General features: G+C 74.1%; 24 protein-coding genes. 14 read left to right on the forward strand and 10 right to left on the reverse strand.

The features are described 5' to 3' along the window. Nucleotides 1-20 precede the first annotated feature (20 nt). A complete protein-coding gene (locus ACWFNE_RS13005) occupies nt 21-728 on the reverse strand; it encodes a TetR/AcrR family transcriptional regulator (RefSeq protein WP_452122853.1) in 708 nt (235 codons plus the stop codon). 158 nt (nt 729-886) lie between these two features. On the opposite strand from ACWFNE_RS13005, the gene ACWFNE_RS13010 reads away from it, so the two are divergent. After that, nucleotides 887-1,840, forward strand: a complete 954-nt coding sequence (locus ACWFNE_RS13010; RefSeq protein ID WP_452122854.1) for a DUF1214 domain-containing protein — start codon at nt 887-889, stop codon at nt 1,838-1,840. Here ACWFNE_RS13010 and ACWFNE_RS13015 read toward each other — a convergent pair. Beyond that, nucleotides 1,837-2,244 (reverse strand): VOC family protein, encoded by a 408-nt coding sequence (locus ACWFNE_RS13015; protein ID WP_452122855.1) that lies wholly within the window; start codon nt 2,242-2,244, stop codon nt 1,837-1,839. The genes ACWFNE_RS13010 and ACWFNE_RS13015 overlap by 4 nt on opposite strands. Nucleotides 2,245-2,371: 127 nt before the next feature. Next, nucleotides 2,372-2,734 carry a DUF3817 domain-containing protein gene (locus ACWFNE_RS13020; RefSeq protein ID WP_452122856.1) on the reverse strand — a complete coding sequence of 121 codons (363 nt, stop codon included), beginning with the start codon at nt 2,732-2,734 and terminating at the stop codon, nt 2,372-2,374. Between the two features lie 187 nt (nt 2,735-2,921). On the opposite strand from ACWFNE_RS13020, the gene helR reads away from it, so the two are divergent. Beyond that, entirely contained in the window at nt 2,922-5,087 is a 2,166-nt protein-coding gene (gene helR / locus ACWFNE_RS13025) for an RNA polymerase recycling motor ATPase HelR (RefSeq protein ID WP_452122857.1), read from the forward strand. Between the two features lie 42 nt (nt 5,088-5,129). Here the strand turns inward: helR and ACWFNE_RS13030 are convergent, their stop codons facing one another. Further along, nucleotides 5,130-5,450 (reverse strand): MarR family winged helix-turn-helix transcriptional regulator, encoded by a 321-nt coding sequence (locus ACWFNE_RS13030; protein ID WP_452122858.1) that lies wholly within the window; start codon nt 5,448-5,450, stop codon nt 5,130-5,132. 146 nt (nt 5,451-5,596) lie between these two features. Then, on the reverse strand, nt 5,597-6,037 hold the full coding sequence (locus tag ACWFNE_RS13035; RefSeq protein ID WP_452122859.1) for an SRPBCC family protein: 441 nt from the start codon (nt 6,035-6,037) through the stop codon (nt 5,597-5,599). A gap of 55 nt (nt 6,038-6,092) precedes the next feature. Between ACWFNE_RS13035 and ACWFNE_RS13040 the strand changes: the two genes are divergently transcribed. After that, nucleotides 6,093-6,260: a hypothetical protein gene (locus ACWFNE_RS13040; protein WP_452122860.1), complete on the forward strand. Its 168-nt coding sequence runs from the start codon at nt 6,093-6,095 to the stop codon at nt 6,258-6,260. Between the two features lie 34 nt (nt 6,261-6,294). Here the strand turns inward: ACWFNE_RS13040 and ACWFNE_RS13045 are convergent, their stop codons facing one another. Further along, nucleotides 6,295-6,903 (reverse strand): hypothetical protein, encoded by a 609-nt coding sequence (locus ACWFNE_RS13045; protein ID WP_452122861.1) that lies wholly within the window; start codon nt 6,901-6,903, stop codon nt 6,295-6,297. Nucleotides 6,904-7,258: 355 nt separating this feature from the next. On the opposite strand from ACWFNE_RS13045, the gene ACWFNE_RS13050 reads away from it, so the two are divergent. The 5 genes from ACWFNE_RS13050 (at nt 7,259) to narI (ending at nt 15,455) form a co-directional block, all read left to right on the forward strand. Next, nucleotides 7,259-8,416 (forward strand): MFS transporter, encoded by a 1,158-nt coding sequence (locus tag ACWFNE_RS13050; protein WP_452122862.1) that lies wholly within the window; start codon nt 7,259-7,261, stop codon nt 8,414-8,416. A 127-nt stretch (nt 8,417-8,543) separates the two neighbouring features. Then, a complete protein-coding gene (locus ACWFNE_RS13055; RefSeq protein WP_452122863.1) occupies nt 8,544-12,302 on the forward strand; it encodes a nitrate reductase subunit alpha in 3,759 nt (1,252 codons plus the stop codon). Nucleotides 12,303-12,304: 2 nt separating this feature from the next. Beyond that, nucleotides 12,305-14,026 carry a nitrate reductase subunit beta gene (gene narH / locus ACWFNE_RS13060; protein ID WP_452122864.1) on the forward strand — a complete coding sequence of 574 codons (1,722 nt, stop codon included), beginning with the start codon at nt 12,305-12,307 and terminating at the stop codon, nt 14,024-14,026. Beyond that, nucleotides 14,023-14,700, forward strand: a complete 678-nt coding sequence (gene narJ, locus ACWFNE_RS13065; protein ID WP_452122865.1) for a nitrate reductase molybdenum cofactor assembly chaperone — start codon at nt 14,023-14,025, stop codon at nt 14,698-14,700. The genes narH and narJ overlap by 4 nt, the downstream gene beginning before the upstream one ends. Further along, on the forward strand, nt 14,697-15,455 hold the full coding sequence (narI, locus tag ACWFNE_RS13070) for a respiratory nitrate reductase subunit gamma (RefSeq protein WP_452122866.1): 759 nt from the start codon (nt 14,697-14,699) through the stop codon (nt 15,453-15,455). Before narJ ends, narI begins: the two co-directional genes overlap by 4 nt. 28 nt (nt 15,456-15,483) lie before the next feature. Here narI and ACWFNE_RS13075 read toward each other — a convergent pair whose 3' ends face one another. Next, nucleotides 15,484-15,969 (reverse strand): hypothetical protein, encoded by a 486-nt coding sequence (locus ACWFNE_RS13075; RefSeq protein WP_412870301.1) that lies wholly within the window; start codon nt 15,967-15,969, stop codon nt 15,484-15,486. 184 nt (nt 15,970-16,153) lie between these two features. On the opposite strand from ACWFNE_RS13075, the gene ACWFNE_RS13080 reads away from it, so the two are divergent. Both ACWFNE_RS13080 and ACWFNE_RS13085 read left to right on the forward strand, forming a co-directional pair. After that, the gene (locus tag ACWFNE_RS13080; protein WP_452122867.1) at nt 16,154-16,456 is read left to right on the forward strand and encodes a hypothetical protein; all 303 of its coding nucleotides are present in this window, start codon (nt 16,154-16,156) and stop codon (nt 16,454-16,456) included. Beyond that, entirely contained in the window at nt 16,453-17,184 is a 732-nt protein-coding gene (locus tag ACWFNE_RS13085; protein WP_452122868.1) for an AAA family ATPase, read from the forward strand. Before ACWFNE_RS13080 ends, ACWFNE_RS13085 begins: the two co-directional genes overlap by 4 nt. Nucleotides 17,185-17,323: 139 nt before the next feature. On the opposite strand, the gene ACWFNE_RS13090 is transcribed toward ACWFNE_RS13085, so the two are convergent. Then, a complete protein-coding gene (locus ACWFNE_RS13090) occupies nt 17,324-18,313 on the reverse strand; it encodes a DUF4190 domain-containing protein (protein WP_452122869.1) in 990 nt (329 codons plus the stop codon). Between the two features lie 198 nt (nt 18,314-18,511). Here ACWFNE_RS13090 and ACWFNE_RS13095 point away from each other — a divergent pair, with 198 nt between their 5' ends. The 4 genes from ACWFNE_RS13095 (at nt 18,512) to ACWFNE_RS13110 (ending at nt 21,239) form a co-directional block, all read left to right on the forward strand. Continuing rightward, entirely contained in the window at nt 18,512-18,931 is a 420-nt protein-coding gene (locus tag ACWFNE_RS13095) for a hypothetical protein (RefSeq protein WP_452122870.1), read from the forward strand. Then, complete coding sequence (locus ACWFNE_RS13100; RefSeq protein ID WP_452122871.1) at nt 18,928-19,275, forward strand: transcriptional regulator; 348 nt, start codon at nt 18,928-18,930, stop codon at nt 19,273-19,275. The genes ACWFNE_RS13095 and ACWFNE_RS13100 overlap by 4 nt, the downstream gene beginning before the upstream one ends. A 108-nt stretch (nt 19,276-19,383) precedes the next feature. Next, entirely contained in the window at nt 19,384-20,574 is a 1,191-nt protein-coding gene (locus tag ACWFNE_RS13105) for a sensor histidine kinase (protein ID WP_452122872.1), read from the forward strand. Then, nucleotides 20,562-21,239 carry a response regulator gene (locus tag ACWFNE_RS13110; protein WP_452123120.1) on the forward strand — a complete coding sequence of 226 codons (678 nt, stop codon included), beginning with the start codon at nt 20,562-20,564 and terminating at the stop codon, nt 21,237-21,239. The genes ACWFNE_RS13105 and ACWFNE_RS13110 overlap by 13 nt, the downstream gene beginning before the upstream one ends. A gap of 9 nt (nt 21,240-21,248) precedes the next feature. Here the strand turns inward: ACWFNE_RS13110 and ACWFNE_RS13115 are convergent, their stop codons facing one another. Together ACWFNE_RS13115 and uxaC are read right to left on the reverse strand one after the other, a co-directional pair. Then, on the reverse strand, nt 21,249-22,667 hold the full coding sequence (locus ACWFNE_RS13115; RefSeq protein ID WP_452122873.1) for a mannitol dehydrogenase family protein: 1,419 nt from the start codon (nt 22,665-22,667) through the stop codon (nt 21,249-21,251). After that, on the reverse strand, nt 22,664-24,073 hold the full coding sequence (uxaC, locus tag ACWFNE_RS13120; RefSeq protein WP_452122874.1) for a glucuronate isomerase: 1,410 nt from the start codon (nt 24,071-24,073) through the stop codon (nt 22,664-22,666). The genes ACWFNE_RS13115 and uxaC overlap by 4 nt, the downstream gene beginning before the upstream one ends. Between the last annotated feature and the right edge of the window lie 37 nt (nt 24,074-24,110).

Raw genomic sequence — 24,110 nt, forward strand, 5'->3', positions numbered from 1 at the left:
GGTGGGGACGGTGCGGGAGGTCATGCGGAGGCCGTGACCGCGGGAGCTGTGCCCGCGGGAGCCGCGACGGCGGCTGCATCCCCGTCGCGGCCCTCGGGCGACGAGGCCGCGGTGCCGGGGGCCGGCTCCGCGCGCGCGGCGTCGAGCAGGCGGTCGATCGCGGTGCGGGCGTGGCGCTCGGCGGCGGGGTCGGAGAGCAGCCGGTAGCCGTGGTACATCGCGAGCATCACGCCGTGCAGGTCGGTCGCGAACTGCTCGGTGTCGGTGTCGGGGCGCAGCTGCCCCTCGGTGACCCCGCCCGCGACCATGCGCGCGATGCTGTACGCGAGCTGCTGGTGCTGCTCGCGGAGCCGGTCGCGCACGGGGCCGTCCTGCTCGTCGAGCTCGGTGCTGGCCTTGACGAACAGGCAGCCGCCGGGCTGACGCTCGAGGCCGCACCGGATCCACAGCTCGGCGAGCGCGCGGACCCGCTGGACGCCGCGGGGCGCCGACAGCGCGGGGACGATGACCGTCGTCGCGAACTCCTCGGCGGCCGCGTCGAGCACCGCGAGCTGCAGCGCCTGCTTCGAGCCGAAGTGCGCGTACATCCCGCTCTTCGACATCCCGACCTCGTCGGCCAGCCCGCCGATGGTGAGCCCGCCGAGCCCGACGCGGCACGCGAGCTCGACGCCACGGGTGAGCACGGCGTCCCGGGTGCGGCGTCCCTTGGGCAGGGCGGTCGTCGTCATCCCGCGAAAATAGCACGATCGTCCGAAAATAACAGCACGGTCGTGCGGAAATGCGGCCGGTGCTCGGCTCACCCGCGCCGTGGGATCCGCTCGTCGCGCGGCCGCTCCACCGTGGGGAGCGCCGCGACGTGCCGGAACCAGCACCCCAGGAGGCCCGGATGGGTACACACGTGAACGTCGACAACTTCGTGCGCGCCGAGACCGCGCGGATGCTGACCGACCTGCAACGGGGCGCCGGCGGCGTCAACACGTTCCGCCACGACCGTGAGCCGGCACCGATCGACGACCAGCCGGTGATCCGGCTCAACCGGGACACCCTCTACAGCTTCGCGGTCGTGGACCTCGCCGCCGGCGGGACCGTGACGATCCCCGAGCACGGGGGACGGTACGTCTCCGTCATGGTGGTCAGCGAGGACCACGTCGTCGCCGAGATCTTCCACGGCGCAGGCACGTTCGACCTCCGCCCGGAGGCGGTCGGCTCCCGGTACGCCCTCGTGGCGGTCCGCACGCTCGTCGACCCGGACGACCCCGCGGACGTCGCCACGACGGCCGCGCTCCAGGACCGCTACGCCCTCGAGTGCGGCTCGGCCGCGCCCTACCGGAGCCTCGAGTGGGACGTCCCCACCCTGGACGAGACCCGTGCGGCGCTGCTGCAGCTGGCGAGGGGCCTGACCGCCTTCGACCGGATGTTCGGTCGCCCCGACCAGGTCGACCCGGTCCGGCACCTCATCGGCACGGCGGCCGGGTGGGGCGGCCTGCCCAGCACCGAGGCCACGTACGTCGCCGTCGACCCGCGGCTGCCGCCCGGTGACTACGAGATGCGCTTCGTCGACGTGCCGGTCGACGCGTTCTGGTCCGTCTCGGTCTACGACGGGCGCGGGTTCTTCGAGCGCAACCGTCTCGGCCGGTACACGGTCAACAGCGTCACGGGGGCGCGCGATGCGGACGGCGGCGTGACCGTGCGGTTCGTGCGCGACGACGGCACCGACCTGCCGAACGCCATCCCGACCCCGAAGGACTGGAACCTGCTGGTCCGGCTCTACCGACCGCGATCGGCCGTGCTCGACGGCACCTGGACGGTGCCCGAGCTCGTGGCGATGGCCGTGTCCTAGGTGGACGTTCCCAGGACGGCGAACAGCGAGTGGATGTTGCCCTCGGGGTCCGCGAAGAACCCCGTGTAGTGCCCCCACGCCGTCTCGACCGGCTGCGCGACCGGCTCGGCGCCGTGGGTCGAGAGCCACGCGAACCTCTCGTCGACCTCGCCGCGGTCGGCGCACTCGAAGTTCAGCTCGAACGCCTGACCGGACGTCCGGGCGCGGTACGCGGGGTGGTCGTGCGTGTTCGCGAGCATGCCGGCGCGCGAGAAGACCGCGAACCGGACGCCCTCGCCGCCGAACGCGACGTACCGCTCCTCCTCGACCTCGATCGTGAGTCCGAGCGCGTCGCGGTAGAAGGCGCTGAGGCGGGCGACGTCGTCCGCGAGCACGGTGATGCCCTCGAGCCTGGGGGTGGCCATGCGCCCAGTGTGGCGGCAGCGGCACCTCGGCCCGCACGCGTCACGCGCACCGCGGCGCGCACCGCTGCAGAGCGCGGCCGCGCGGCAGGCTCGTCGGGTGGCCCGCGACCTCCGCATCCCGCCTCGCTCAGACCTGCGCGGGCACGGCCTGCGTGTGGTCCGCCCCCGGTCGCACACCGCCGAGCAGCCCTCGCCGGCGTGCCACGACCTCGAACAGCAGCGTCGTCAGCGGCGGGACGCTCGCCGCGAGCGCGAGCAGCGTCACGAGCCACGACCAGCGCAGCACCCGGGCGGCGACGAGCGTCGTGACGCAGTAGACGAGGAACGCGGCGCCGTGCAGCCGCCCGAACAGCCACACGCCGGCCTCGGTCGTCTCGGTGACGTACTTGAGGAACATCCCGACGAGGAGGCCGGTCCAGGTCACCGCCTCGACGACGGCGACGGTGGTGAAGGCGCGGCGGGCGAGGAGGGTGCGGTCGCGTGCGGTCACGGGTCCATCCGATCACGTCCGCGGACGCGGTCGGGACACCACCACCGTGCGTCGCGTCGCACCGGGACCGGCGACGGCGAGCTCCCGCCACTCTCAACCTATAAAGCACCCCGGGGCTTGTGGCAAGACCCCCGTCGGGGCGCAGAATCGCCGGCCCAGGCAGTCCCGACGCAGATGGGCGGACCCCGTGCACCCCGTGACGACCAGCGCGTTCGACCTCCCCCCGCGCCTCACCGCCAAGGCCGACCCGGCCCTGACCGCCGCCGACGAGCAGCACCTCGCGGCCGTCGCCGCAGCACTCGACGAGCAGCTCGCCGAGCTGTCGAGGCGGCTCGAGGCCGCGCGCCGTGCTCCCGGTGGCAGCGGCACGGCGGCGCTCGAGCGCGACCAGGAGATCCACCGCCTGACCGCGCGCCTGCGCCTGCTGCGGCGGTTCGGCCTCGACCTCTGCCTCGGGCGGATGGTGCCGGCCGACGGCTCGGAGCCGGTCTACGTCGGGCGCGCCGGGCTGACCGGCGCGGACGGGCGGCGGCTGCTCGTGGACTGGCGCTCCCCGGCGGCCGAGCCGTTCTTCGGTGCCTCGCACGGGGACCCGATGGGTCTGGCGAGCCGGCGCCGGTACCGCTGGGCGCGCGGGCGGGTCAGCGACTACTGGGACGAGGTCTTCAGCGTGGACGGCCTCGAGGGGCACGCCGCGCTCGACGACCAGTCGGCGTTCGTCGCGAGTCTCGGCGCGAGCCGCTCACCGCGGATGCGGGACGTGCTGGCGACGATCCAGGCCGACCAGGACGCGATCGTGCGGGCGGGCTCGCGGGGGGCGCTCGTGGTGGACGGCGGCCCGGGCACCGGCAAGACGGTCGTCGCGCTGCACCGGACGGCGTACCTGCTGTACTCCGACCCGCGCCTCGGGCACCGGCGCGGCGGCGTGCTGTTCGTCGGGCCGCACGAGCCGTACCTCGCGTACGTCGGCGACGTGCTGCCGAGCCTGGGGGAGGAGGGCGTGCAGACGTGCACGCTGCGCGACCTCGTGCCGGAGGGTGCCGCCGCCGGGCCCGAGCCGGACCCGGAGGTCGCGCGGCTGAAGTCGTCAGCCGGCATGGTCGGCGCGATCGACCGGGCGGTCGCGTTCTACGAGCGACCGCCGGCGGCGGGCACGACCGTCGAGACCGACTGGGCGGACGTGTGGCTCGGGCCCGACGACTGGGCCGAGGCGTTCGAGGCGGCGGAGCCCGGCACCCCGCACAACGAGGCCCGCGACGAGGTCTGGGACGCGCTGCTCGCGATCCTCGTCGACAAGCACCGCGACGAGGACGAGGACGTCGACGCGGGGCTCCTGCGCCGGGCGCTCGCGCGCGACCCGGACCTCGTGCGCGCGTTCGGACGGGCGTGGCCGCTGCTCGAGCCGACCGACGTCGTCGGCGACCTGTGGTCGGTGCCCGCGTACCTGCGCCTGTGCGCACCGTGGCTCGACGCGGGTGAGGTCGCGGCGCTCCAGCGCCCGGACGCCCAGGCGTGGACCGTCGCCGACCTGCCGCTGCTCGACGCCGCGCGCCGACGGCTCGGCGACCCGGAGTCGTCCCGTCGCCGCGCGCGCCACGAGGCGACCGTGGCCGCCGAGCGCGAGCGGATGGCCGACGTCGTCGCGCACCTCATCGAGACCGACGACTCGGAGCTGCACCTCATGTCGATGCTGCGCGGGCAGGACCTGCAGGACGCCCTCGTCGACCGGGAGCTCCCGCGGCGCACCGACCCGGACCTGCTCGCGGGGCCGTTCGCGCACGTCGTGGTCGACGAGGCGCAGGAGCTCACCGACGCCGAGTGGCAGATGCTGCTCGCCCGCTGCCCGTCGCGCAGCCTCACGATCGTCGGGGACCGCGCGCAGGCCCGGCACGGGTTCACCGAGCCGTGGCACGAGCGGCTCGCGCGCGTCGGGCTCACGCACGTCGAGGTCGCGTCGCTGACGATCGGCTACCGGACGCCCGAGGAGGTCATGGCCGCCGCGGAGCCCGTCATCCGCTCGGTGCTGCCGGACGCGAACGTCCCGACGGCGGTGCGGCGGTCCGGCGTCCCGGTGGTCCACGCGGACGTCTCCGAGCGCGACGCGGTCCTCGACGCCTGGCTCGCGGAGCACGACGAGGGCGTCGCGGTCGTCGTCGGCGACCCCGGCTTCCGTGCGCGTGACCGGGTGCGCTCGCTGAGCCCCGAGCTGACCAAGGGGCTCGAGTTCGACCTCGTCGTGCTCGTGGACCCCGAGGCGTGGGGCTCGGGCGGCGCGGGCATCGAGGGGACGGTCGACCGCTACGTCGCGATGACCCGCGCGACCCAGCGGCTCGTCGTGCTCACGAGCGGCTGAGGCGTCCGGGGCGCGGAGCGTGCGCACCCGGTCGCCGCCCGCTCATCCCGCCGCGAGCCGCGCGAGCATCCGGGCGAGCTCTCGGCCCTCCGCACCGAGAGGGCCGAAGAACCGCGCGTCGACCTCCTCGACGACCACGACGGCGCGGTTGGCGAGCTCGAGCCCGGCGGGCGTGACCCGCAGTGCTCGGGCACGTGCGTCGCGAGGGTGCGCGTGGCGTTCGACGAGCCCCTTGCCCTCGAGGGTCCGGAGCACCTGGGACGTCATCATGGGGTCGGTGCCGGCGTGCGCGGCGAGCTGCCGTTGCATGACGGGTTCCTCGCCGTGGAGCCAGGCGAGCGACGCGAGCAGCACGAACTGCACGTGCGTGAGGTCGAACGGGCGCAGCGCGGACCGCTGGGCCGCCTGCCAGGCGTTCGTGACCCGCCAGAGCAGCAGGCCGGGGCTCTCGTCGGCGTCCGCGTGGCCGGTGCGGAGGGCCCTGCGCCGGGCGCCGGCGTCGCTCGTGCTCAGCGCGCCACCGCCGCCGTGTCCCGGGTCCGTGCGGCGGCGAGGAGCTCGTCCATCGCCGCGGGGAAGTCGCTGCTGATCTGCGGCCCGAGCTCGGGGCCAACGGCGTCCGCCGAGGGGCCGTCGATCGTGAGCCGGTGCGTGACGCGGGTCCGGCCGTCGGGCTGGGGCTCCAGCGTGTGGCGGAACTCGAGCACGAGGTCGCCGAAGCTCGTGGCGTCGGCGTACACGTGCTCGGGCTCGAGCGCGGTGATGACGGAGCGCATCGTGTCCTGGCCCTGCGGGGTGACGGAGAGCTCGGTGCCGACCGCGAACGGCCCGTGCAGCTCGAAGCGGTCGCTGCCGGGTCCCAGGGGGATGCCGCTGTGCAGGTCGCGCAGCGCGGCCCACACGCCTGCGGGGGAGATGTCCGTCGTGGTGCTGTGCTCGGTGGTCCACATGGCGTCGTCCTCTCGATTTGGTATGCGCGCTTAGTTTATGCCGCAGGGCCGGCCCGTGGCAAGACGGCGACAGCGCCTCCCGCTGCGGCTCGAGTCGTACATCGAGGACGCGGAGCGCGACGGCGACACCGAGCTCGCCGAGTTCTTCCACCGCGCGCAGGCCGAGAGCCGCCAGGGCGCCGAGCAGGGCAAGCAGCTCCCGGCCAGCCGCCTGGCGCGCTGACCGGGTCGCACCGCACCGGCGCGATGGGTCCTCTTCACGCGCCGCGGGACTCGACGCGTCCGCCCACCGGCGGGGGCACCTGCCGCCGAGCCACGGCGTCGAGCAGCATCCGCGCCGCCGTCCCGGCGGTGCCGTCGTCCGTCGCCACCGCTTCGATGCGTGCGCGCAGCCCGTCGTCCCACATGGACACCGCGAGACGAGCCGTCGGTCGCAGCAGCCGTCGCTGGGGCCAGGCGGCGCGGTGCACGACGACGTCCTGGAGCCGGCGCACGGTGCGCGGGTCGCGGTCGGAGAACCGCACGAACGCCTCCATGACCTCGGCCTTGAGGTAGCCGGAGCCGGTGCACCACGGGTCCGCCTCGAGGAGCACGAGCAGCTGCTCGACGGCGTCCCCGTCGCCGCTCAGCAGGGCGTCGCGTGCCCGCTCGAGCGGGGCGAAGAGGGCCGCCTGCTCCGCCCACAGCACCGCGCACGCGTCGGTGTGAGCCCGCTCCGCCGCCCGCAGACGGTCGTCCCGGGTGCGCTGCGCCGCGTTGCGACGGGCACGCGGGAGGGAACGGTCGTGGGCCGGGACGAGCGCGAGCGCCGCAGCGCGGGCGTGCTGGATGCGCGCCGCGCGCCGACGGATCTCCTCGGCGGTCATCACGGCGGCACCCTAGGCCGCGCGGGCGCGTCGCGTCGCCGGCATTCACGCGTCCTCGGCACCGGCGCGCCCGTGTGGTCCACGCGGCCTCGCACCCGTCACCGCGACGTCTCCGCCCAGGTCAAGGGACTGACGTCCTGCCGCCCGCGAGCGCCCGGTGCTACGTTCGCCAGGACCTGCCGAGGAGTCACGACGACGTGACGAACTGCGAGGGGGCCCCATGTCGGGACGCAGCGGACAGCAGCACGGTCGTGCCGGGACAGCCCCTCCGGGGCGCCCCTCCGGAGGGCGCGCGACGGCGGCGACGGCCCGCTCGACGCCGTCCGCGACACCCACCGGGTCGACCCGGAACCTCGTGCTCGCGACGGTCGGGTTCCTCGTCAACTTCTGGGCGTGGGCGCTCATCAGCCCGCTCGGCGCGGCGTACCGGGAGCGGCTCGACCTGACCGGGTTCGAGCAGGCGGTGCTGGTCGCGGTGCCCGTCGTCGTGGGGTCGCTCGGCCGGATCCCGGTGGGCGCGCTCACGGACCGGGTCGGCGCGCGGGTCATGTTCCCGGCCGTGAGCATCCTGACGGTGCTGCCGGTGCTGTTCGTCGGTCTCGTCGCGGAGAGCTTCCCCGCGATGCTGGTCGGTGGGTTCTTCCTCGGGCTGGGCGGCACGGCGTTCGCGATCGGCGTCCCGCTCGTCAACGCGTGGTACCCCCCGGCGAGGCGCGGGACGGCCCTCGGGATCTTCGGGCTCGGCATGGGCGGGACGGCGATCTCGGCGTTCACCACCGTGCGGCTCACGAACGCGGTGGGCCCGGAGGCGCCGTTCCTCCTCGTCGCCGGCGTGCTCACGGTCTACGCGGTCGTGTCCGGCGCGCTCGTGCGCGACGCCCCCGGACGCGTCGTGCCGCAGGGCTCGTTCCTCGCCCGGACGTGGGCGACGGCGCGGCTGCGGGCGACGGGGCAGCTCAGCGTGCTGTACGCCGTGGGCTTCGGCGGGTTCGTCGCGTTCAGCGTGTACCTGCCCACCTACCTCATCAACGCGTTCGACCTCACGCAGGAGGACGCGGCGCTGCGGACCGCGGGCTTCGTCGTGCTCGCCGTGCTCATGCGTCCGGTCGGCGGTGCGCTGACCGACCGCTTCGAGGCCACGACGGTGCTCGCCGTGTGCTTCGGGGGCGCCGCGGTGCTCGCCGGCGTCGCGGCGCTCGAGCTGGCGCTCGTCCCGGTCGGCACGATCGCGTTCCTCGGGCTCGCAGCGCTGCTCGGTGCGTCGTCGGGCGCCACGTTCGGGCTGGTCGCGAGCCTCGCCCCGCCCGAGAAGGTGGGTGCGGTCACGGGGCTCGTCGGTGCCGCGGGCGGGCTCGGCGGGTTCGTGCCGCCGCTCGTCATGGGTGCGGTGTTCGACGTAGCCGGCGACTACAGCCTCGGCCTCGCGCTGCTCGCCGTCGTCTGCGTGCTCACGGCCGTGTTCACCCGCGGGCCCGTCCGCCGCAACGCGCGCGCGCAGCGCGCCCCCGCCTGACGGTCGCCCCGCACCCGCCTGCCCCGCACCCCGTCCCGGTCCGCCACCCGGACCGCAGCACGACCCCGCACCACCCGCGCGACCCGCACCAGCCGCAGGACCCGTCCACCCGGAAGGACCTCGCACCGTGACCCTGCAGAACGACCCGCCCCGGCTCGACGGCGACGTGACGGAGGCGCTGCTCAAGACGCGGCGGTTCCTGACGAAGAGCTCCGTGTCGCCGGACCTGCGGACGCTGCACCAGATCGGCGGGCGTGACGCCGACACCTTCTACCGGGACCGCTGGAGCCACGACAAGGTGGTCCGCTCGACGCACGGGGTCAACTGCACGGGCTCGTGCTCGTGGAAGGTGTACGTCAAGGACGGCATCATCACGTGGGAGTCGCAGCAGACCGACTACCCGTCGGTGGGCCCGGACTCCCCGGAGTACGAGCCGCGGGGGTGCCCGCGCGGTGCGGCGTTCAGCTGGTACACGTACTCGCCCACCCGGGTCCGGTACCCGTACGTGCGTGGCGTGCTCCTCGAGATGTACCGCGAGGCGAGGGCGCGGCTCGGGGACCCGGTGCTCGCGTGGGCGGACGTCGTCGGCGATCCGGAGAGGTCCCGGCGGTACAAGCGTGCGCGAGGCAAGGGTGGGCTGGTCCGGGCGACGTGGGACGAGGCCGTCGAGATGGTCGCCGCGGCGCAGGTGCACACGATCAAGGAGCACGGGCCGGACCGCGTCGCGGGGTTCTCGCCGATCCCGGCGATGTCGATGGTGTCGCACGGGGCCGGCGCCCGGTACCACGCGCTGATCGGCGCCCCGATGCTGTCGTTCTACGACTGGTACGCGGACCTCCCGGTCGCGTCGCCGCAGGTGTTCGGCGACCAGACGGACGTCCCGGAGTCGGGGGACTGGTGGGACGCGGGCTACCTCGTCATGTGGGGCTCGAACGTGCCCGTGACCCGCACGCCGGACGCGCACTGGATGGCGGAGGCGCGCTATCGCGGGCAGAAGGTGGTCGCCGTCTCGCCCGACTACGCGGACAACGTGAAGTTCGCCGACGAGTGGCTCGCGGTGCAGCCGGGGACCGACGGCGCGCTCGCGACGGCGATGGGGCACGTGACCCTCAAGGAGTTCTTCGTCGACCGGCAGGTGCCGTACTTCACCGACTACGTGCAGCGGTTCACCGACCTGCCGTTCCTGGTGCGGCTCGAGGAGCGGCACGGGCGCTGGGTCCCGGGCAAGTTCCTCACCGCGGAGGACCTGCCCGGCGCGGAGGCGCAGGGCGAGAACGCGGCGTTCAAGACGGTGCTGCTCGACGCGCGGACGGACCGGCCGGTGGTGCCCGGCGGTTCGCTGGGCCACCGGTACGGCGAGCAGGGCGTCGGGCGGTGGAACCTCGACCTCGGCGACGTCGAGCCGCTGCTCAGCGCGGGCGGCCCGGTGCTCGGCGAGGTGGGCTCGGCGGAGTCGGTCGTCGTCGAGCTGCCGCGGTTCGACACGCTCGACGGCTCGGCGGCGGTGTCGCGGCGCGGGGTGCCCGTGCGGCGGGTCGGCGACCACGTGGTGACGACCGTGCTGGACCTGCTGCTCGCGCAGTACGGCGTCGGCCGGGCGGGTCTGCCGGGGGAGTGGCCCACCGGGTACGACGACGCGTCGCAGCCCGGGACGCCCGCGTGGCAGGAGCAGTTCACGGGCGTCCCCGCGGCCAAGGCCGAGCGGATCGGGCGGGAGTTCGCCGCCAACGCCGAGGAGTCGCGCGGCCGGTCGATGATCCTCATGGGCGCCGGGACCAACCACTGGTTCCACTCGGACACGATCTACCGCACGTTCCTCACGCTCACGACCCTCACGGGCTGCCAGGGGGTCAACGGCGGCGGCTGGGCGCACTACGTCGGGCAGGAGAAGGTCCGCCCGGTCACCGGCCAGCAGATGTACGCGACCGCGAACGACTGGGCCCGCCCGCCCCGGACGATGATCCAGACCGCGTACTGGTACCTGCACACGAACCAGTTCCGGTACGACCCGTTCAGCGCCGACACCCTCTCCGCCGCGACACCGGGCACCGGCGGGGCGTTCGCCGGGATGACGACGGCCGACGTCATCGCGAAGTCGGCGCGGATGGGCTGGATGCCGTCCTACCCGACGTTCGACCGCAACCCGCTCGACCTCGCGGCCGACGCCGAGGCGGCCGGGCTGCCCGTCGGGGAGTACGTGCCGCGCGAGCTCACCGGCGGCCGGCTGCGGTTCGCGGCCGAGGACCCGGACGCCCCCGAGAACTGGCCGCGCGTCCTGACGGTGTGGCGGGCCAACCTGCTCGGCTCGTCGGGCAAGGGCAACGAGTACTTCCTGCACCACCTGCTCGGGACCGACTCGAACCTGCTGGCCGAGGAGGCGCCGCCCGGGTCGCGGCCGCGCGACGTCACATGGCACGACGAGGCGCCCACCGGGAAGCTCGACCTGCTGCTGTCCCTCGACTTCCGCATGACGAGCACGACCGTCTACTCCGACGTCGTGCTGCCCGCGGCGACCTGGTACGAGAAGCACGACCTGAACACGACGGACATGCACCCGTTCGTGAACTCGTTCAGCCCGGCGATCGCGCCGCCGTGGCAGACCCGCACGGACTTCGAGATCTTCCACACCCTCGCCCGTGAGTTCTCCCGGCAGTCCGCGACGCACCTCGGCGTGCGGCAGGACGTCGTGGCGGTCCCGCTGACGCACGACACCCCGGACGCGATGGCGAACCCCCACGGCCGGGTGCAGGACTGGAAGGCGGGCGAGTGCGACGCGGTGCCGGGCCGCACGATGCCGAGGCTCGTCGTGATCGAGCGGGACTACCCGGCGGTCGCCGCGAAGCTCGCGACGCTCGGGCCGGTCCCCGACACCGCCGGCCTGACGACCAAGGGCGTGACGTTCGACGTCGGCCCGGAGATCGAGTACCTGCGCCGCAAGAACGGCGTCGCGCGGATCCCCGCCGGGGCGCCCGGAGCGGTGGCCGACGGTCGCCCGCTGCTGTCCCGGGACGTGCACGCGTGCGAGGCGATCCTCGCGCTGTCCGGCACGACGAACGGCCGGCTCGCGGTGCAGGGCTTCCACACCCTCGAGAAGCGCACCGGGACGCTCATGGCCGACCTGGCCGCCGAGCACGAGGGCAAGCAGGTCACGTTCGCCGACACCCAGGCCGCCCCGACGACCGTCATCACCTCACCCGAGTGGTCCGGGACCGAGCACGGCGGCCGGCGGTACTCACCGTTCACCGTCAACGTCGAGCGGCTCAAGCCCTGGCACACGCTCACGGGCCGCCAGCACTTCTACCTCGACCACGACTGGATGACCGAGCTCGGGGAGGGCCTCCCGGTGTTCCGGCCGCCGCTGAACATGCAGGCGCTGTTCAGCGAGGGGGCCGTGGGCGCGACGGGCCCGGCGGGGCCGAGGGGCGAGCTCGGCGTGACGGTCCGCTACCTGACCCCGCACAACAAGTGGTCGATCCACTCCGAGTACCAGGACAACCTCTTCATGCTGTCGCTCTCGCGCGGCGGCCCCGCGATCTGGATGAGCGACCGCGACGCGGCGAAGGTCGGCGTCCGTGACAACGACTGGGTCGAGGCCGTGAACCGCAACGGCGTGGTGGTCGCGCGGGCGATCGTCTCGCACCGGATGCCCGAGGGGACCGTGTACATGTACCACGCGCAGGACCGGCTCATCGATGTCCCCAAGGCGGAGACGACCGGGAAGCGGGGCGGCATCCACAACTCGTTGACCCGGCTGCTCGTGAAGCCCAGCCACCTCGTCGGCGGGTACGCGCAGCTCGCCTACGCGTTCAACTACCTCGGCCCGACCGGCAACCAGCGCGACGAGGTGACGGTCGTCCGTCGCCGCTCGCAGGACGTGGAGTACTGATCGTGCGAGTGATGGCGCAGATGGCGATGGTCATGAACCTCGACAAGTGCATCGGCTGCCACACGTGCTCGGTCACGTGCAAGCAGGCGTGGACGAACCGCACGGGCACCGAGTACGTCTGGTTCAACAACGTCGAGACCCGCCCCGGCCAGGGCTACCCACGCACCTACGAGGACCAGCAGACGTGGGAGGGCGGCTGGACGCTGAACCGGAAGGGCCGCCTCCAGCTCAAGGCGGGCGGGCGGCTCAAGAACCTGCTGACGATCTTCGCGAGCCCCAAGCAGCCGTCGATCGACGAGTACTACGAGCCGTGGACGTACGACTACGAGAACCTGACGAACGCCCCGCTGCAGGACCACGTGCCGGTCGCCCGCCCGAAGTCGCTGCTCAGCGGCAAGGACATGCAGGTCGGCTGGAGCGCGAACTGGGACGACGACCTCGGCGGGTCCCCGGAGCTCACCGTCCACGACCCGGTGCTGAAGAAGGTCTCGGACAAGGTGCGGCTCGAGTTCGAGCAGACGTTCATGTTCTACCTGCCGCGCATCTGCGAGCACTGCCTCAACCCGTCGTGCGCGGCGTCGTGCCCGTCGGGCGCGATCTACAAGCGCGCCGAGGACGGCATCGTGCTCGTCGACCAGGACGCGTGCCGCGGCTGGCGCAAGTGCGTCACGGGCTGCCCGTACAAGAAGGTCTACTTCAACCACAAGACCGGCAAGGCCGAGAAGTGCACGTTCTGCTTCCCGCGCATCGAGGTCGGGCTGCCGACGGTCTGCTCGGAGACGTGCGTCGGGCGCCTGCGGTACATCGGGCTGGTCCTGTACGACGCGGACCGGGTCCTCGCGGCGGCGTCGGTCACCGACGAGAAGGACCTGCTCGCCGCGCAGCGCGGGGTGTTCCTCGACCCGCACGACCCCGAGGTGCAGCGCGAGGCCGAACGGGCCGGGATCCCGCACGACTGGGTGCAGGCCGCGCAGCGGTCCCCGATCTGGGCGCTCATCAGCACGTACGAGGTCGCCCTGCCGCTGCACCCCGAGTACCGGACGATGCCCATGGTCTGGTACATCCCGCCGCTCTCGCCCGTCGTCGACGTGGTGCAGGAGACCGGGGTCGACAGCGAGGACACCTCGAACCTGTTCGCGGCCATCGACACGCTCCGCATCCCGGTCGAGTACCTCGCGGAGCTCTTCACCGCGGGCGAGACCGCACCGGTCACCGCGGTGCTCAAGCGGCTCGCCGCGATGCGCTCCTACATGCGCGACCTGAACATGGGCCGCCCCGGCAACCCGCGCATCCCCGAGTCCGTGGGCATGGACGAGGCGACGATGTACGAGATGTACCGGCTGCTCGCGCTCGCCAAGTACGACGAGCGGTACGTCGTCCCCGCAGCCCACGCCGAGCAGGCGCACGGCCTCGAGGAGCTCGCGACGGAGTGCAGCCTCGACTACGACGGCGGACCCGGCATGGGCGGGTCCGGGCCGTTCGGCGAGGGCTCGGGCGGCAACGACCCGATCGCCGTGGAGAACTTCCACATGCTCCAGCAGCGGCAGACCACGGACACCGTCGCCGAGCCCGCGTCGAGGAAGGCGCGCGTCAACCTGCTCAACTGGGACGGCAAGAGCGCACCCGCCGGCATGTTCCCGCCGAGGCCCGGGCCCGACGGCGCGAACCTGCGCGAGCCCGACGAGGACGACGGCGCCGCCCGGCTCGACGGGAACGCGTCGTGAGGCGGCTCGCGCGCCGCGATGCCGCACGCACGGCGGCGACCCGCGAGACGGCGCTCGTCCACCGCGTCGCCGCGCTGGTGCTCGACTACCCGGCCCCCGAGCTGCTGGCGATGCTCCCCGACCTGCGCGCCGCCGTCGCCACGCTCGACGGCTACCTCCGCACCCCGCTCGAGCAGGTGCTCGACCACCTCGACGCACACACCCCGGTCGCGCTCGCGGCCGAGTACGTGACGACGTTCGACCTGGCCCGGCGCCGGTCGCCGTACCTGACGTACTACGCGTACGGCGACACCCGCAAGCGCGGCGTCGCGCTCGTCGAGCTCAAGCAGGCGTACCGGGCGGCGGGGTTCGAGCTGTCCACCGACGAGCTCCCCGACCACCTCGCAGTCGTCCTCGAGTTCGCGTCGACCGGTGACGACGCCGCGCAGGAATCAGGCCTGCGGCTCCTCCTCGCACACCGCGCAGGCCTCGAGCTGCTCCGGCTCGCGCTGCTCGACGCCGGCTCCCCGTACGCGGGCGCGCTCGTCGCCGTGTGCGCGACGCTCCCGCCGCTCGCCGGCGACGACCGCGAGGCCGTCGCCCGGCTCGCCGCGGAGGGTCCGCCGGGCGAGGAGGTCGGCCTCGAGCCGTTCGCCCCGCCGTCGTACATGCCCGGAACAGGAGCCCGTCGATGACCACGACCGCCGACACCCTGCTCTGGGTCGTCATCCCCTACGTGTGCCTCGCGTTCTTCGTGCTCGGGCACGTGTGGCGGTACCGCTACGACAAGTTCGGGTGGACGACGCGCTCGTCGCAGCTCTACGAGCGCCGGCTGCTGCGCTGGGCCAGCCCGCTGTTCCACTTCGGGATCCTCGCCGTGTTCCTCGGGCACGTCATGGGCCTCGGCATCCCCAAGACGTGGACGGAGGCGGTCGGCATGAGCGAGGAGGTCTACCACGTCCTCGCCGTCACCATCGGCGCGGTCGCGGGCTTCAGCACCGTCGTCGGCCTCGTCCTGCTCATCTACCGCCGCCGCACCGTCGGCCCCGTGTTCCGGGCGACGACCCGCATGGACAAGGTCATGTACCTCGTCCTCGCCGTCGTGATCTTCCTCGGGATGTGGAACACGATCATCGGGTCGGTCCTCAACCTCGGCGGGCACTACGACTACCGCGACGGCGTCTCCGTGTGGTTCCGGGGGATCTTCCGGTTCGACCTGCACCCCGAGCTCATGGCCGACGCCCCGCTCGGCTTCCAGCTGCACGGCATGGCCGCGATGCTGCTGTTCGCGCTGTGGCCGTTCACGCGGCTCGTGCACGTGTTCAGCGCGCCCGTCGGCTACCTCTGGCGGCCCTACGTCGTGTACCGCTCCCGCCCCGACCGGCTCGGCGCCCGCCAGGCGCGGCCGGGGTGGGAGCGGGTCGAGCGCACGGAGCCGACCCGGCGCTGAACCTCGCTCGCGGCGGCCGCCCTCGGCCTCAGAACGCGACGGCGCCGATCGTCGCGCGGACCCGGGCCGTCGCGTCGCGCAGGTCGACGTCCGTGATCGTGACGCCCTTGGCCTTCGCGTCGACCGCGCTCTGCACGCCCACGAGCACGACCGGCTCGCTCTCGCCGCGACGCAGCTGCACCAGGCCGTCGGGCAGGCCGCGCTGCTGCAGCGCGTCGTTGATCGGGCCGACGAGCGGGTTGATGAACACGTGCGCGGGGAGCGAGCGCGCGTGCACCGTGACGCGCAGGCTCGCGACGCCCTCGGCGTAGCCGGTGAACGTCGCGCTCACGCTGACCGTGCCGAGCGCCATCGCGGCCCAGCGCAGCGCTGTCGGGGCGTCCGGGATCGCGTTGAGGTCGATGTCCGCGTGGATCGTCGAGCCCTCCGCGCGCACCGCCCGGACCATCGGGGGCAGCGGCTCGCGCGCGGCGGCCAGCGCCAGCACCTCGGTGACCGGGATCTCCACGTACATGCGTCCTCCAGCTCGTCGTCGACCGGAGCCACCGTAACCTCCGGCTCCGAGGGCGCACCCGGGGGCACCCCCGGGCGCGCTCCCGGGGGCGTCGACGGTCGGCGGCGTGTCCGTGGGCGCCCGGCGCTACGCTCCCGGGAGCGCGGCCGACCGCCGGCCGGGTGCGACCGAACCGGAGGACGGCATGCCGTCGAGAGTCACCGCGGCCGGGATGTTCTGGTGGGGCGTCGGCCTCCTCGTCGCCGGCGTGCTCGCGGGAGTCCTGCCCTACCAGCTGATGGACAGCGGCACGCTCGTCGGGGCGGTCCTCTTCCAGTGGGTGTGGCAGCTGCTGTCTGTGCTGCAGTACCTCGGTGGCGCGCTCGTCGCGGTGTCGCTCGGCGTGCGCGCGCTCGAGAGCCGGCTCGCGCCGCCCGCCCCTGACCAGGCCTTCGCCGAGCCCGGACCGTACGGGCCGGGTGGAGGACACCCCAACCCGCAGCCGTGACGGGCGACCTGTTCGACGAGCGCCCGGTGCGCCGCGTCCAGCGGCACCCGCGGGCGGAGGTCGAGAGCGACCGCTGGCCGTACACGGTGCCGGCCGTCGCGCAGCTCCTGCGTGAGGGGCTCGACGTGCCGCCCGGCGTGACGTTCCTGGTCGGGGAGAACGGCGCGGGCAAGTCCACGGTCGTCGAGGCCGTCGCCGCGGCGGCGGGACTGAACGCCGAGGGCGGCAGCCCGAACGCCCGCCACGCGACGCGCGCGAGCGAGTCCCCGCTGCACTCCGCGCTGCAGGTCGTGCGCTCGGCCGGTGCCCCCCGGTGGGGGTACTTCCTGCGCGCCGAGACGATGCACGGGCTGTACACCTACCTCGAGGAGACCGGGGACCCGGCGCCGCCGCTGCACGAGATGAGCCACGGCGAGTCGTTCCTCGAGGTGCTCGCTCGCAACTTCGCGCGGCCGGGCTTCTACGTGCTCGACGAGCCCGAGGCGGCCCTCTCGTTCACCTCGTGCCTCGCGCTCGTCGAGGTGCTCGGCGACCTCCGTGCGGCGGGGGCGCAGGTGCTGTGCGCCACGCACTCGCCGCTGCTGACGGCACTGCCCGGGGCGACGATCCTGGAGCTCGACGAGCACGGGTTCGCGCCGACCGCGTGGGACGACCTCGCGGTCGTCGGGCACTGGCGCTCGTACCTGGACGACCCGCAGCGGTACCTGCGCCACCTCGGCACCGGCTGAGCCACCCGGGGCAGGCCGGAGTCGTCGGCCCCGCCGTGACCGGCGGCCCTCGTCCGCACGGGGACGCGCGACGACCCGGCCCCTGGGGGACCGGGTCGTCGGTGGTGCGTCGTGCTGTGCTGCCGTGGAGGTCAGCAGGTCACAGCGGGTACTCGTTGTACAGCGCGGTGACGGCGTCCGCCGGGCCGGTGAAGGTCAGCGTCGCGGTGTCGTTCGTCGCGACGAGCGTGCTGGTGCCCTCGACGTCGTAGAGCCAGTACTGCTGCACGTCGCTGAGCTCGCCGGAGTCGATGAGGCTCTCGGGCGCGAGGGCCCCGGTCTGCGCGGTCGCGAACGCGATCGCCTCCTCGCCGGTGGTCCAGTTCGAGACGACCGTCTCGACCGTCGACGCGCCGTCGGTGTAGGACGCCGAGTACGCCTCGAGCGCGCCGGCGCCGGTGATCGTCGCCTCGTCCGCCAGGCCCGTCGTCGTGAACGCCCCGACCGTGAGGGGAGCGATGTCCTTGAGCGGCGTCGCGCTCGCGGCGAGGTCGTCGGTGCCGTCCGTGGTGGTCGCGGGCTCCTCGGCAGCGGGGGTCTCGAGCTGCTCGAGCTGCTCGGTGAGCTCCTCGAGGCCGCCGGCCTCGTTGACCGAGTCGACGATCGCGTTGCTCGCGATCGTGAGGCTGATCGCGAGGACGATCCACGCGATGAACGACAGGGCGCCGAGCACGATGCCCGCGATCGACAGGCCACGGCCCGACGTGCCGTTGGCCTTGGTGCGCTTGAGGCCCAGGATGCCGAGGACGATCGGGACGACGCCGAGACCCAGGATGCCGGTGACGAGCGCGGCGATCGACATCCCGTCGGTGCCGCGCGACACCGGGGCGGGCTGGCCGTAACCGGGCTGGCCGTAGCCAGGCTGGCCGTAGCCGGCGGGCGGGTAGGCCGCCGTGTCCGCGGGCGGGTACGGGGCGTCGGCCGTGGCGACCGGTGCGGCGGCGTCGCTCGTGGCTGCCGCGGGCGCCTCGGTGGTCGCCGGGGCGGCCGGGGTCTTCTCGAGGCTCAGCGTGCTGGGCGCAGTCGTGTCGGCGGAGGGGGTCCCCTGCGGCTCGTTCGCCGGCGTGGAGCCCTGCTGGTCGTGGGTCACGTGATCCCTGTCGTGTCGCGGTGCGGACGGCCCCCGTGCGGGGCCGGTGTGGAAAGCCGCGCCCACCCTAGGGGTCTGCACCGACACGGACGCCCGGTTTATCCGCATCCGCCCGTCCGTGAGCGGTGATTCACCCCGCCGGGGAACCGGTGCGGCAACGACTTGCCATTTCGGTAACTGATTGCCAAGATGGCACCCATGACCGACATGACCCCCGAGGCAGCCCGCGAGGCCCTCGTCGACGCCGCCCGCACCTCCGACCGGCTCCGCACCCGCGCCCGCTGGGCGTCGACCAAGCTCGCCGTCCTCGGCCTCGGGCTGGGGGCCGTCACCGCGACCATAGGCCTCGTCGAGTCGAAGCTCCTCGGTGTGGCGGTGTTCGCGGCATGGGGCGTGCTCGTCGCGGTCACCGCCTGGTGGGAGCGCCGTCGCACGGCCCACCTCGCCGGTGCCCGCGAGCGCACCTCGCGGTACTGGGCGCTGAGCTTCATGCTGTACGCGGTCGCGATCGCGTGCGGCGTGGCCCGGCCCGACGGCGGCACCGCGTACTGGCTGGCCGCGGGGGCCGTCGTCGCGCTGCCGATGCTCGTCGGTGCCGTGCGGGAGCGCCGCGCATGAGCCCGGCCGAGCCCTCCGCCGGTGCGTCCAGCGAGGCCCCGGGCCCGACCCACCCGCGGCGCGACCTCGACGAGCTCCTGACCCACGCGGTCCGGTTCTCGGTCGTCGCGGCGCTGTCCGGGGTGCTCAAGGCCGAGTTCGGCGCGGTGCGCGACAGCGTCGAGATCACGACCCCGATGCTGTCCAAGCAGGTCGCGCTGCTCGAGAAGGCCGGCTACGTCGAGGTCGAGAAGGGCCGCGTCGGGCGCCGGCCCTGCACCTGGCTCTCGCTGTCGCCCGACGGGGCCGCGGCGTACGCGCGGCACGTCGCCGCCCTGCGGGCCATCGCCGGGCTCGACGGCTGACCACCTCCTCGACCGTCCGGTGCGCGTCGACCCAGGTCGGGGCACGGCCGCCGACGCCTCGACCTGGGGCGGATTCCCGCGACGGCGCACCCGACCTACGCTGCCTGCATGCCCGCCGGTCAGCCCTTCACCCCGCCGCCCGTCAGCGCGTGGGGGACGACGTGGCGCGTGCTCCTCGCGGTGCTCTCCGGCTTCGTCGCGCTGGGCCTGTCGCTCGAGAGCCTCCCGCCGCAGCGTGACGCGCTCGTGCTGCTCGACCTCGCAGCCGGGCTGGTGTGCCTCGTGCTGCTCTTCTTCCGCCGGAGGTCGCCGCTCCTCGTCGCGCTGCTCGCGACGCTCGTCGGCAGCGTCTCCGCAGTGAGCGCCGGCGCCGTCGCCGTCATCGTGATCTCGCTCGCGACCCGGCGGCGCTGGGTGCGTGAGGTGCTGCCGGTCGCGGTCGTCTGGCTCGGCGCCGGCTACGTGTACGACCTCGTCTACCGGCCGGCCCATCCCGTGCCCTGGTGGGCGACCGCGCTGATCGGCGGGTTCGTCTACGTCCTGTGCGTCGCGATCGGCTTCTACATCGGCGGCCAGCGGGAGCTGCTCGCGAGCCTCGAGCTGCGGGCGATGACCGCCGAGCGCGAGCAGGCGGCGCGCGTCGACCAGGCCCGCACCGCGGAGCGTGGCCGGATCGCCCGCGAGATGCACGACGTGCTCGCGCACCGCATCTCGCTCGTCGCCATGCACTCGGGCGGGCTCGTGTACCGCGACGACCTGACGCGCGAGCAGACCGTCGAGACGGCCGAGGTCATCCGCGACAACGCGCAGCTCGCTCTCGCCGAGCTGCGGGAGGTGCTCGGCGTCCTGCGCGACGGCGAGCCCGGCGCCCCGCCCGAGCGACCTCAGCCCACGCTCGCGGCCCTGCCGGAGCTCATCGACGAGGCGCGCGCCGCCGGCAACCCGGTGACGTGCGCGCTGACCCTGTCGAGCCGCGGCGCGGCCGAGGGCGATCTCGGTGCGCTACCCGAGAGCACGAGCCGCAGCGCCTACCGCATCCTCCAGGAGGCCCTCACGAACGCGCGCAAGCACGCCCCCGGGCTCCCGGTGCGTCTCGAGATCGGCGGACGCCCCGGGGAGCGCCTCGTGCTCAGCGCCCGCAACCCGGTGCCGCTCGCGGCGCACGGCACCGGCGGCCCGCCGCCCGGGGTCGGCCTCGCGGGGCTGTCCGAGCGCGCCAAGCTCGCGGGCGGCGAGCTCACCACCGCCGTCGAGCGCGGGCACTTCGCGGTGCAGGCGTGGCTGCCGTGGCCGGCGTGAGCGCGGCGCTGCCGGTGGTCCGGCTGCTCGTGGTCGACGACGACGCCCTCGTGCGGGCCGGGCTGCGCCTCATCCTCGGCGGCGACCCCGGGCTCGTCATCGTCGGCGAGGCGGCGGACGGGCTCCAGGCCGTCGAGCTCGCGCGCACCGAGCGGCCCGACGTCGTGCTCATGGACATCCGGATGCCCCGCCTCGACGGGCTCGCGGCCACCGAGCGCCTGCTCGCCGCGGACCCCGACGCGCGCGTCGTGGTGCTCACCACGTTCGACACCGACGACATGGTGGTGAGCGCGCTGCGGCTCGGGGCCGTCGGGTTCCTGCTGAAGGACACCCCGCCCGAGGAGCTCGTCGGCGCGGTGCGCGCGGTCGCCGCGGGCCGGCCGATCCTCTCGCCGAGCGTCACCGCCCAGCTCATCGCGACGGTCCGGGCGGAGAGCCCGCCGGGTCGCAACCGTGCGGCCGAGGGGCGGCTCGAGGTGCTGAGCGAGCGTGAGCGCGAGGTCGCCGTGGGGATCGGCCGGGGGCTGTCGAACGCCGAGATCGCCGCGGAGCTGTACATGAGCGTCGCGACGGTGAAGTCGCACGTCGGGCGCCTGTTCGCGAAGCTCGGCGTCGAGAACCGGGTGCAGATCGCGATCTGCGTGCACGAGGCCGGCCTGGTCTGACCCGCGCGGTCAGCGCGCGGCGCCCGCCCCGGCCGTGAGCTCCTCGGCGGCGGCGAGCACCGTGGCGCGCAGCCCCGCGTCGGCGGCGAGGTCGGGACCGAGGTAGCCGAGCACGGCGTCGACCGACTCCGCGAGGGACCCCCGGCCGAGGGCGCGCAGCTGGTCCGCGCGGGCGTCCTTGACCGGGGCCCCGAGCCCGCGCAGGTGGCAAGTCCACGCGGCGACGGCCCGCGCCGCGCCGGTCGGCACGCGCCCGGCGGCGAGCTCGGCGCGCAGCGTCGGGACGATGCGCACCGGGATCTTCTGCGACCCGTCGCCCGCGATCTGCGCGAGCACGTGCTTGATCCGGGGGTTGGTGAAGCGCTCGACGAGGGCCCGCCGGTAGTCCGCGACGTCCTCCGCGGGGAGCGTGAGGTGCCGCGCGGCCTCGTCCCACCAGTCCTCGACCCACTGCCGCAGCACCGGGTCGGCGACCGCGTCGGCGACGGTCTCGTGGCCGCGCGCCGAGCCGGCGTACGCGAGCAGCGAGTGGGAGCCGTTGAGCAGCCAGAGCTTGCGCTGCTCGAAGGGGAGCACGTCGTCGACCATCGTCGCGCCCGCCGACTCCCAGGCGGGGCGCCCGTTCGGGAACCGGCCGGCGACGACCCACTCGGAGAACGGCTCGGTCGGCACCGGGGACGCGTCCTCGACACCGAGGGCCGCGCGCACCGCGTCCCGGTTCTCGTCGGTCGTCGCGGGCGTGATCCGGTCGACCATCGTCGTGCCGATCGCGACGTTCTCCCGGGCCCACGCCGCGAGCGAGGGGTCGACGGCGTCGATCAGGTCGTCGACGACGCGCTGCAGCGCGGGGCCGTTCTCGGGCAGGTTGTCGCACGGCAGGACGGCGAGCGGGCCGGCGCCCGCGGCGCGGCGCGCGAGGTACCCGGCGACGATCCGCCCGGGCGTCGTGGTGACCGCGGCACGGGGGTCGCTGCCGAGCGCCGAGACGTCCGCGCGCACGTCGTCGCGCGTCACGTCGAGCCCGCCGTCGTCGTCCCGCAGGTAGCCGGCCTCGGTGACCGTGAGCGTCACGACGGCGGTCTCGGGTGCCGCCCAGTAGCCGAGCCACGCCTCGTGGTCGGCCGCCGCGTGCACCGCCGAGACCGACGACACGACCTCGAACGTGTCGCCGCCGGCCGCGCGCGTGACCAGCGTGTAGAGGCCGTCCTGCGGCGCCAGGGCCTCCGCCGCCGCGGCGGACCGCCCGGTGAAGGCCGCGATGCCCCACGCGTCGGCGTCGGGCGCGTGCTCGGTGTACCAGGCCTGGTGCGCACGGAAGAAGTTGCCGAGCCCGAGGTGCACGATGCGGACCGGCGCGGCGGGGCGGCCGTGGCCGGCGCGCGACAGGACGGGGACGGTGGAGGTGCCGGTGGCGGTCGTGGCGCTCACAGTCGGAAGGCCTTCCTGGGGTTGGTCACGACGAGGTCGACCGCCGTGTCGAGCGCCTCGTCGAGCGTCAGCCGGTGGTCGGCGACGAGCCTCGCGAGGAAGGCGGAGTCCATCCGCCGGTTGACGTCGTGCCGTGCCGGGATCGACAGGAACGCGCGCGTGTCGTCGATGAACCCCGACGTCTTGGTGAACCCGGCCGACTCCGTGACCGCGCCGCGGAACCGGCCCATCGCCTCGGGCGAGTCGATGAACCACCACGGCGCACCGACGTACACCGACGGGTAGAAGCCGGCGAGGGGCGCGAGCTCGCGCGAGTAGACGGTCTCGTCGATCGTGAACAGCACGAGCTGGAAGCCGGGCGACGTCCCGAACGCGCTGAGCACGGGCTGCAGCGCGTCCGTGAACTCGACGGCGACGGGGATGTCGGCGCCGACGTCGGCGCCGTAGCGGTCGAAGGTCGGGGCGTGGTGGTTGCGGTGCACCGCGGGGTGCAGCGTCATGACCAGCCCGTCCTCCGACGCCATGCGGGCCATCTGGAACATGAGGTCGCGCCGCAGGGCGTCGCCCTCGCTGCACGTGATCGCGCCGGAGCGGGCGGCGGCATAGAGGCGCTCGGCCTCGGCGACGGGCAGCGGCTCCATGCGCGCGTCGCGGTGCGAGTGGTCGCTCGACGTCGCACCGTGCGCCGCGAACCAGGCCCGGCGGTCCTCCATCGCCGCGACCCAGCCCGCGTAGGTGCCGGTGTCGACGCCGGAGACCTCGCCGAGCCGGTCGACGAGCCCGTTCCACGCCGGCGTCGCGGGCTCGAGGTACTTGTCGGGGCGGAACGTCGGTGCGACGCGTCCGTGCCACGTGGGGTCCGCGGTGAGCTTCTCGTGGTGGCGCAGGTCGTCCGCCGGGTCGTCGGTCGTCGCCAGGACCTCGATGCCGAACCGCTCGTACAGCGCGCGGGGCCGGAACGCGGGCGTCGCGATCTTCTCGGCGATCGCGTCGTACAGCGCGTCGGCCGTCTCCGCCGAGGGCGCGAGGTCGAGGCCGAACACCTCCGCGAGCTCCGACTCGAACCACAGCTTCACCGGGGTCCCGCGGTACGCGGACCAGTGCGCGCACAGCAGACGGAAGGCCGCACGGGACGCCTCGGGGCTGAGCTGGCCCTGCCCGACGCCCAGGTCGGCGAGCGGGACGCCCTGCGCGTGCAGCATCCGGGTCACGTAGTGGTCCGGGGTGATGAGGAGCGACGTCGGGTCGGCGAACGGGACGTCGTCCGCGAGCCACTGCGGGGGCACGTGCCCGTGCGGGGAGATGATCGGCAGCTCCCGCACGGCGTCGTAGAGCTCCCGCGCGACCGGACGGATCGCGGCGTCCGCCGGCAGGAGCCGGTCGGGGTCCAGGGTGAGGTTGGCCATGGCCTCATCGTCGGGACGCCCGGCGCGGCCCGGCAAT

It is taken from the genome of Cellulomonas sp. NPDC055163 (assembly GCF_053607065.1).

Excerpts from the sequence above, each read along its gene's own strand:
- ACWFNE_RS13095 (WP_452122870.1), top strand. The coding sequence starts at position 18,512 with ATGACCGACATGACCCCCGAGGCAGCCCGCGAGGCCCTCGTCGACGCC.
- ACWFNE_RS13080 (WP_452122867.1), top strand. The coding sequence starts at position 16,154 with ATGCCGTCGAGAGTCACCGCGGCCGGGATGTTCTGGTGGGGCGTCGGC.
- ACWFNE_RS13005 (WP_452122853.1), bottom strand. The coding sequence starts at position 728 with ATGACGACGACCGCCCTGCCCAAGGGACGCCGCACCCGGGACGCCGTG.
- ACWFNE_RS13100 (WP_452122871.1), top strand. The coding sequence starts at position 18,928 with ATGAGCCCGGCCGAGCCCTCCGCCGGTGCGTCCAGCGAGGCCCCGGGC.
- ACWFNE_RS13075 (WP_412870301.1), bottom strand. The coding sequence starts at position 15,969 with ATGTACGTGGAGATCCCGGTCACCGAGGTGCTGGCGCTGGCCGCCGCG.
- ACWFNE_RS13105 (WP_452122872.1), top strand. The coding sequence starts at position 19,384 with ATGCCCGCCGGTCAGCCCTTCACCCCGCCGCCCGTCAGCGCGTGGGGG.
- ACWFNE_RS13015 (WP_452122855.1), bottom strand. The coding sequence starts at position 2,244 with ATGGCCACCCCCAGGCTCGAGGGCATCACCGTGCTCGCGGACGACGTC.
- ACWFNE_RS13035 (WP_452122859.1), bottom strand. The coding sequence starts at position 6,037 with ATGTGGACCACCGAGCACAGCACCACGACGGACATCTCCCCCGCAGGC.
- ACWFNE_RS13045 (WP_452122861.1), bottom strand. The coding sequence starts at position 6,903 with ATGACCGCCGAGGAGATCCGTCGGCGCGCGGCGCGCATCCAGCACGCC.
- ACWFNE_RS13010 (WP_452122854.1), top strand. The coding sequence starts at position 887 with ATGGGTACACACGTGAACGTCGACAACTTCGTGCGCGCCGAGACCGCG.
- narI (WP_452122866.1), top strand. The coding sequence starts at position 14,697 with ATGACCACGACCGCCGACACCCTGCTCTGGGTCGTCATCCCCTACGTG.
- uxaC (WP_452122874.1), bottom strand. The coding sequence starts at position 24,073 with ATGGCCAACCTCACCCTGGACCCCGACCGGCTCCTGCCGGCGGACGCC.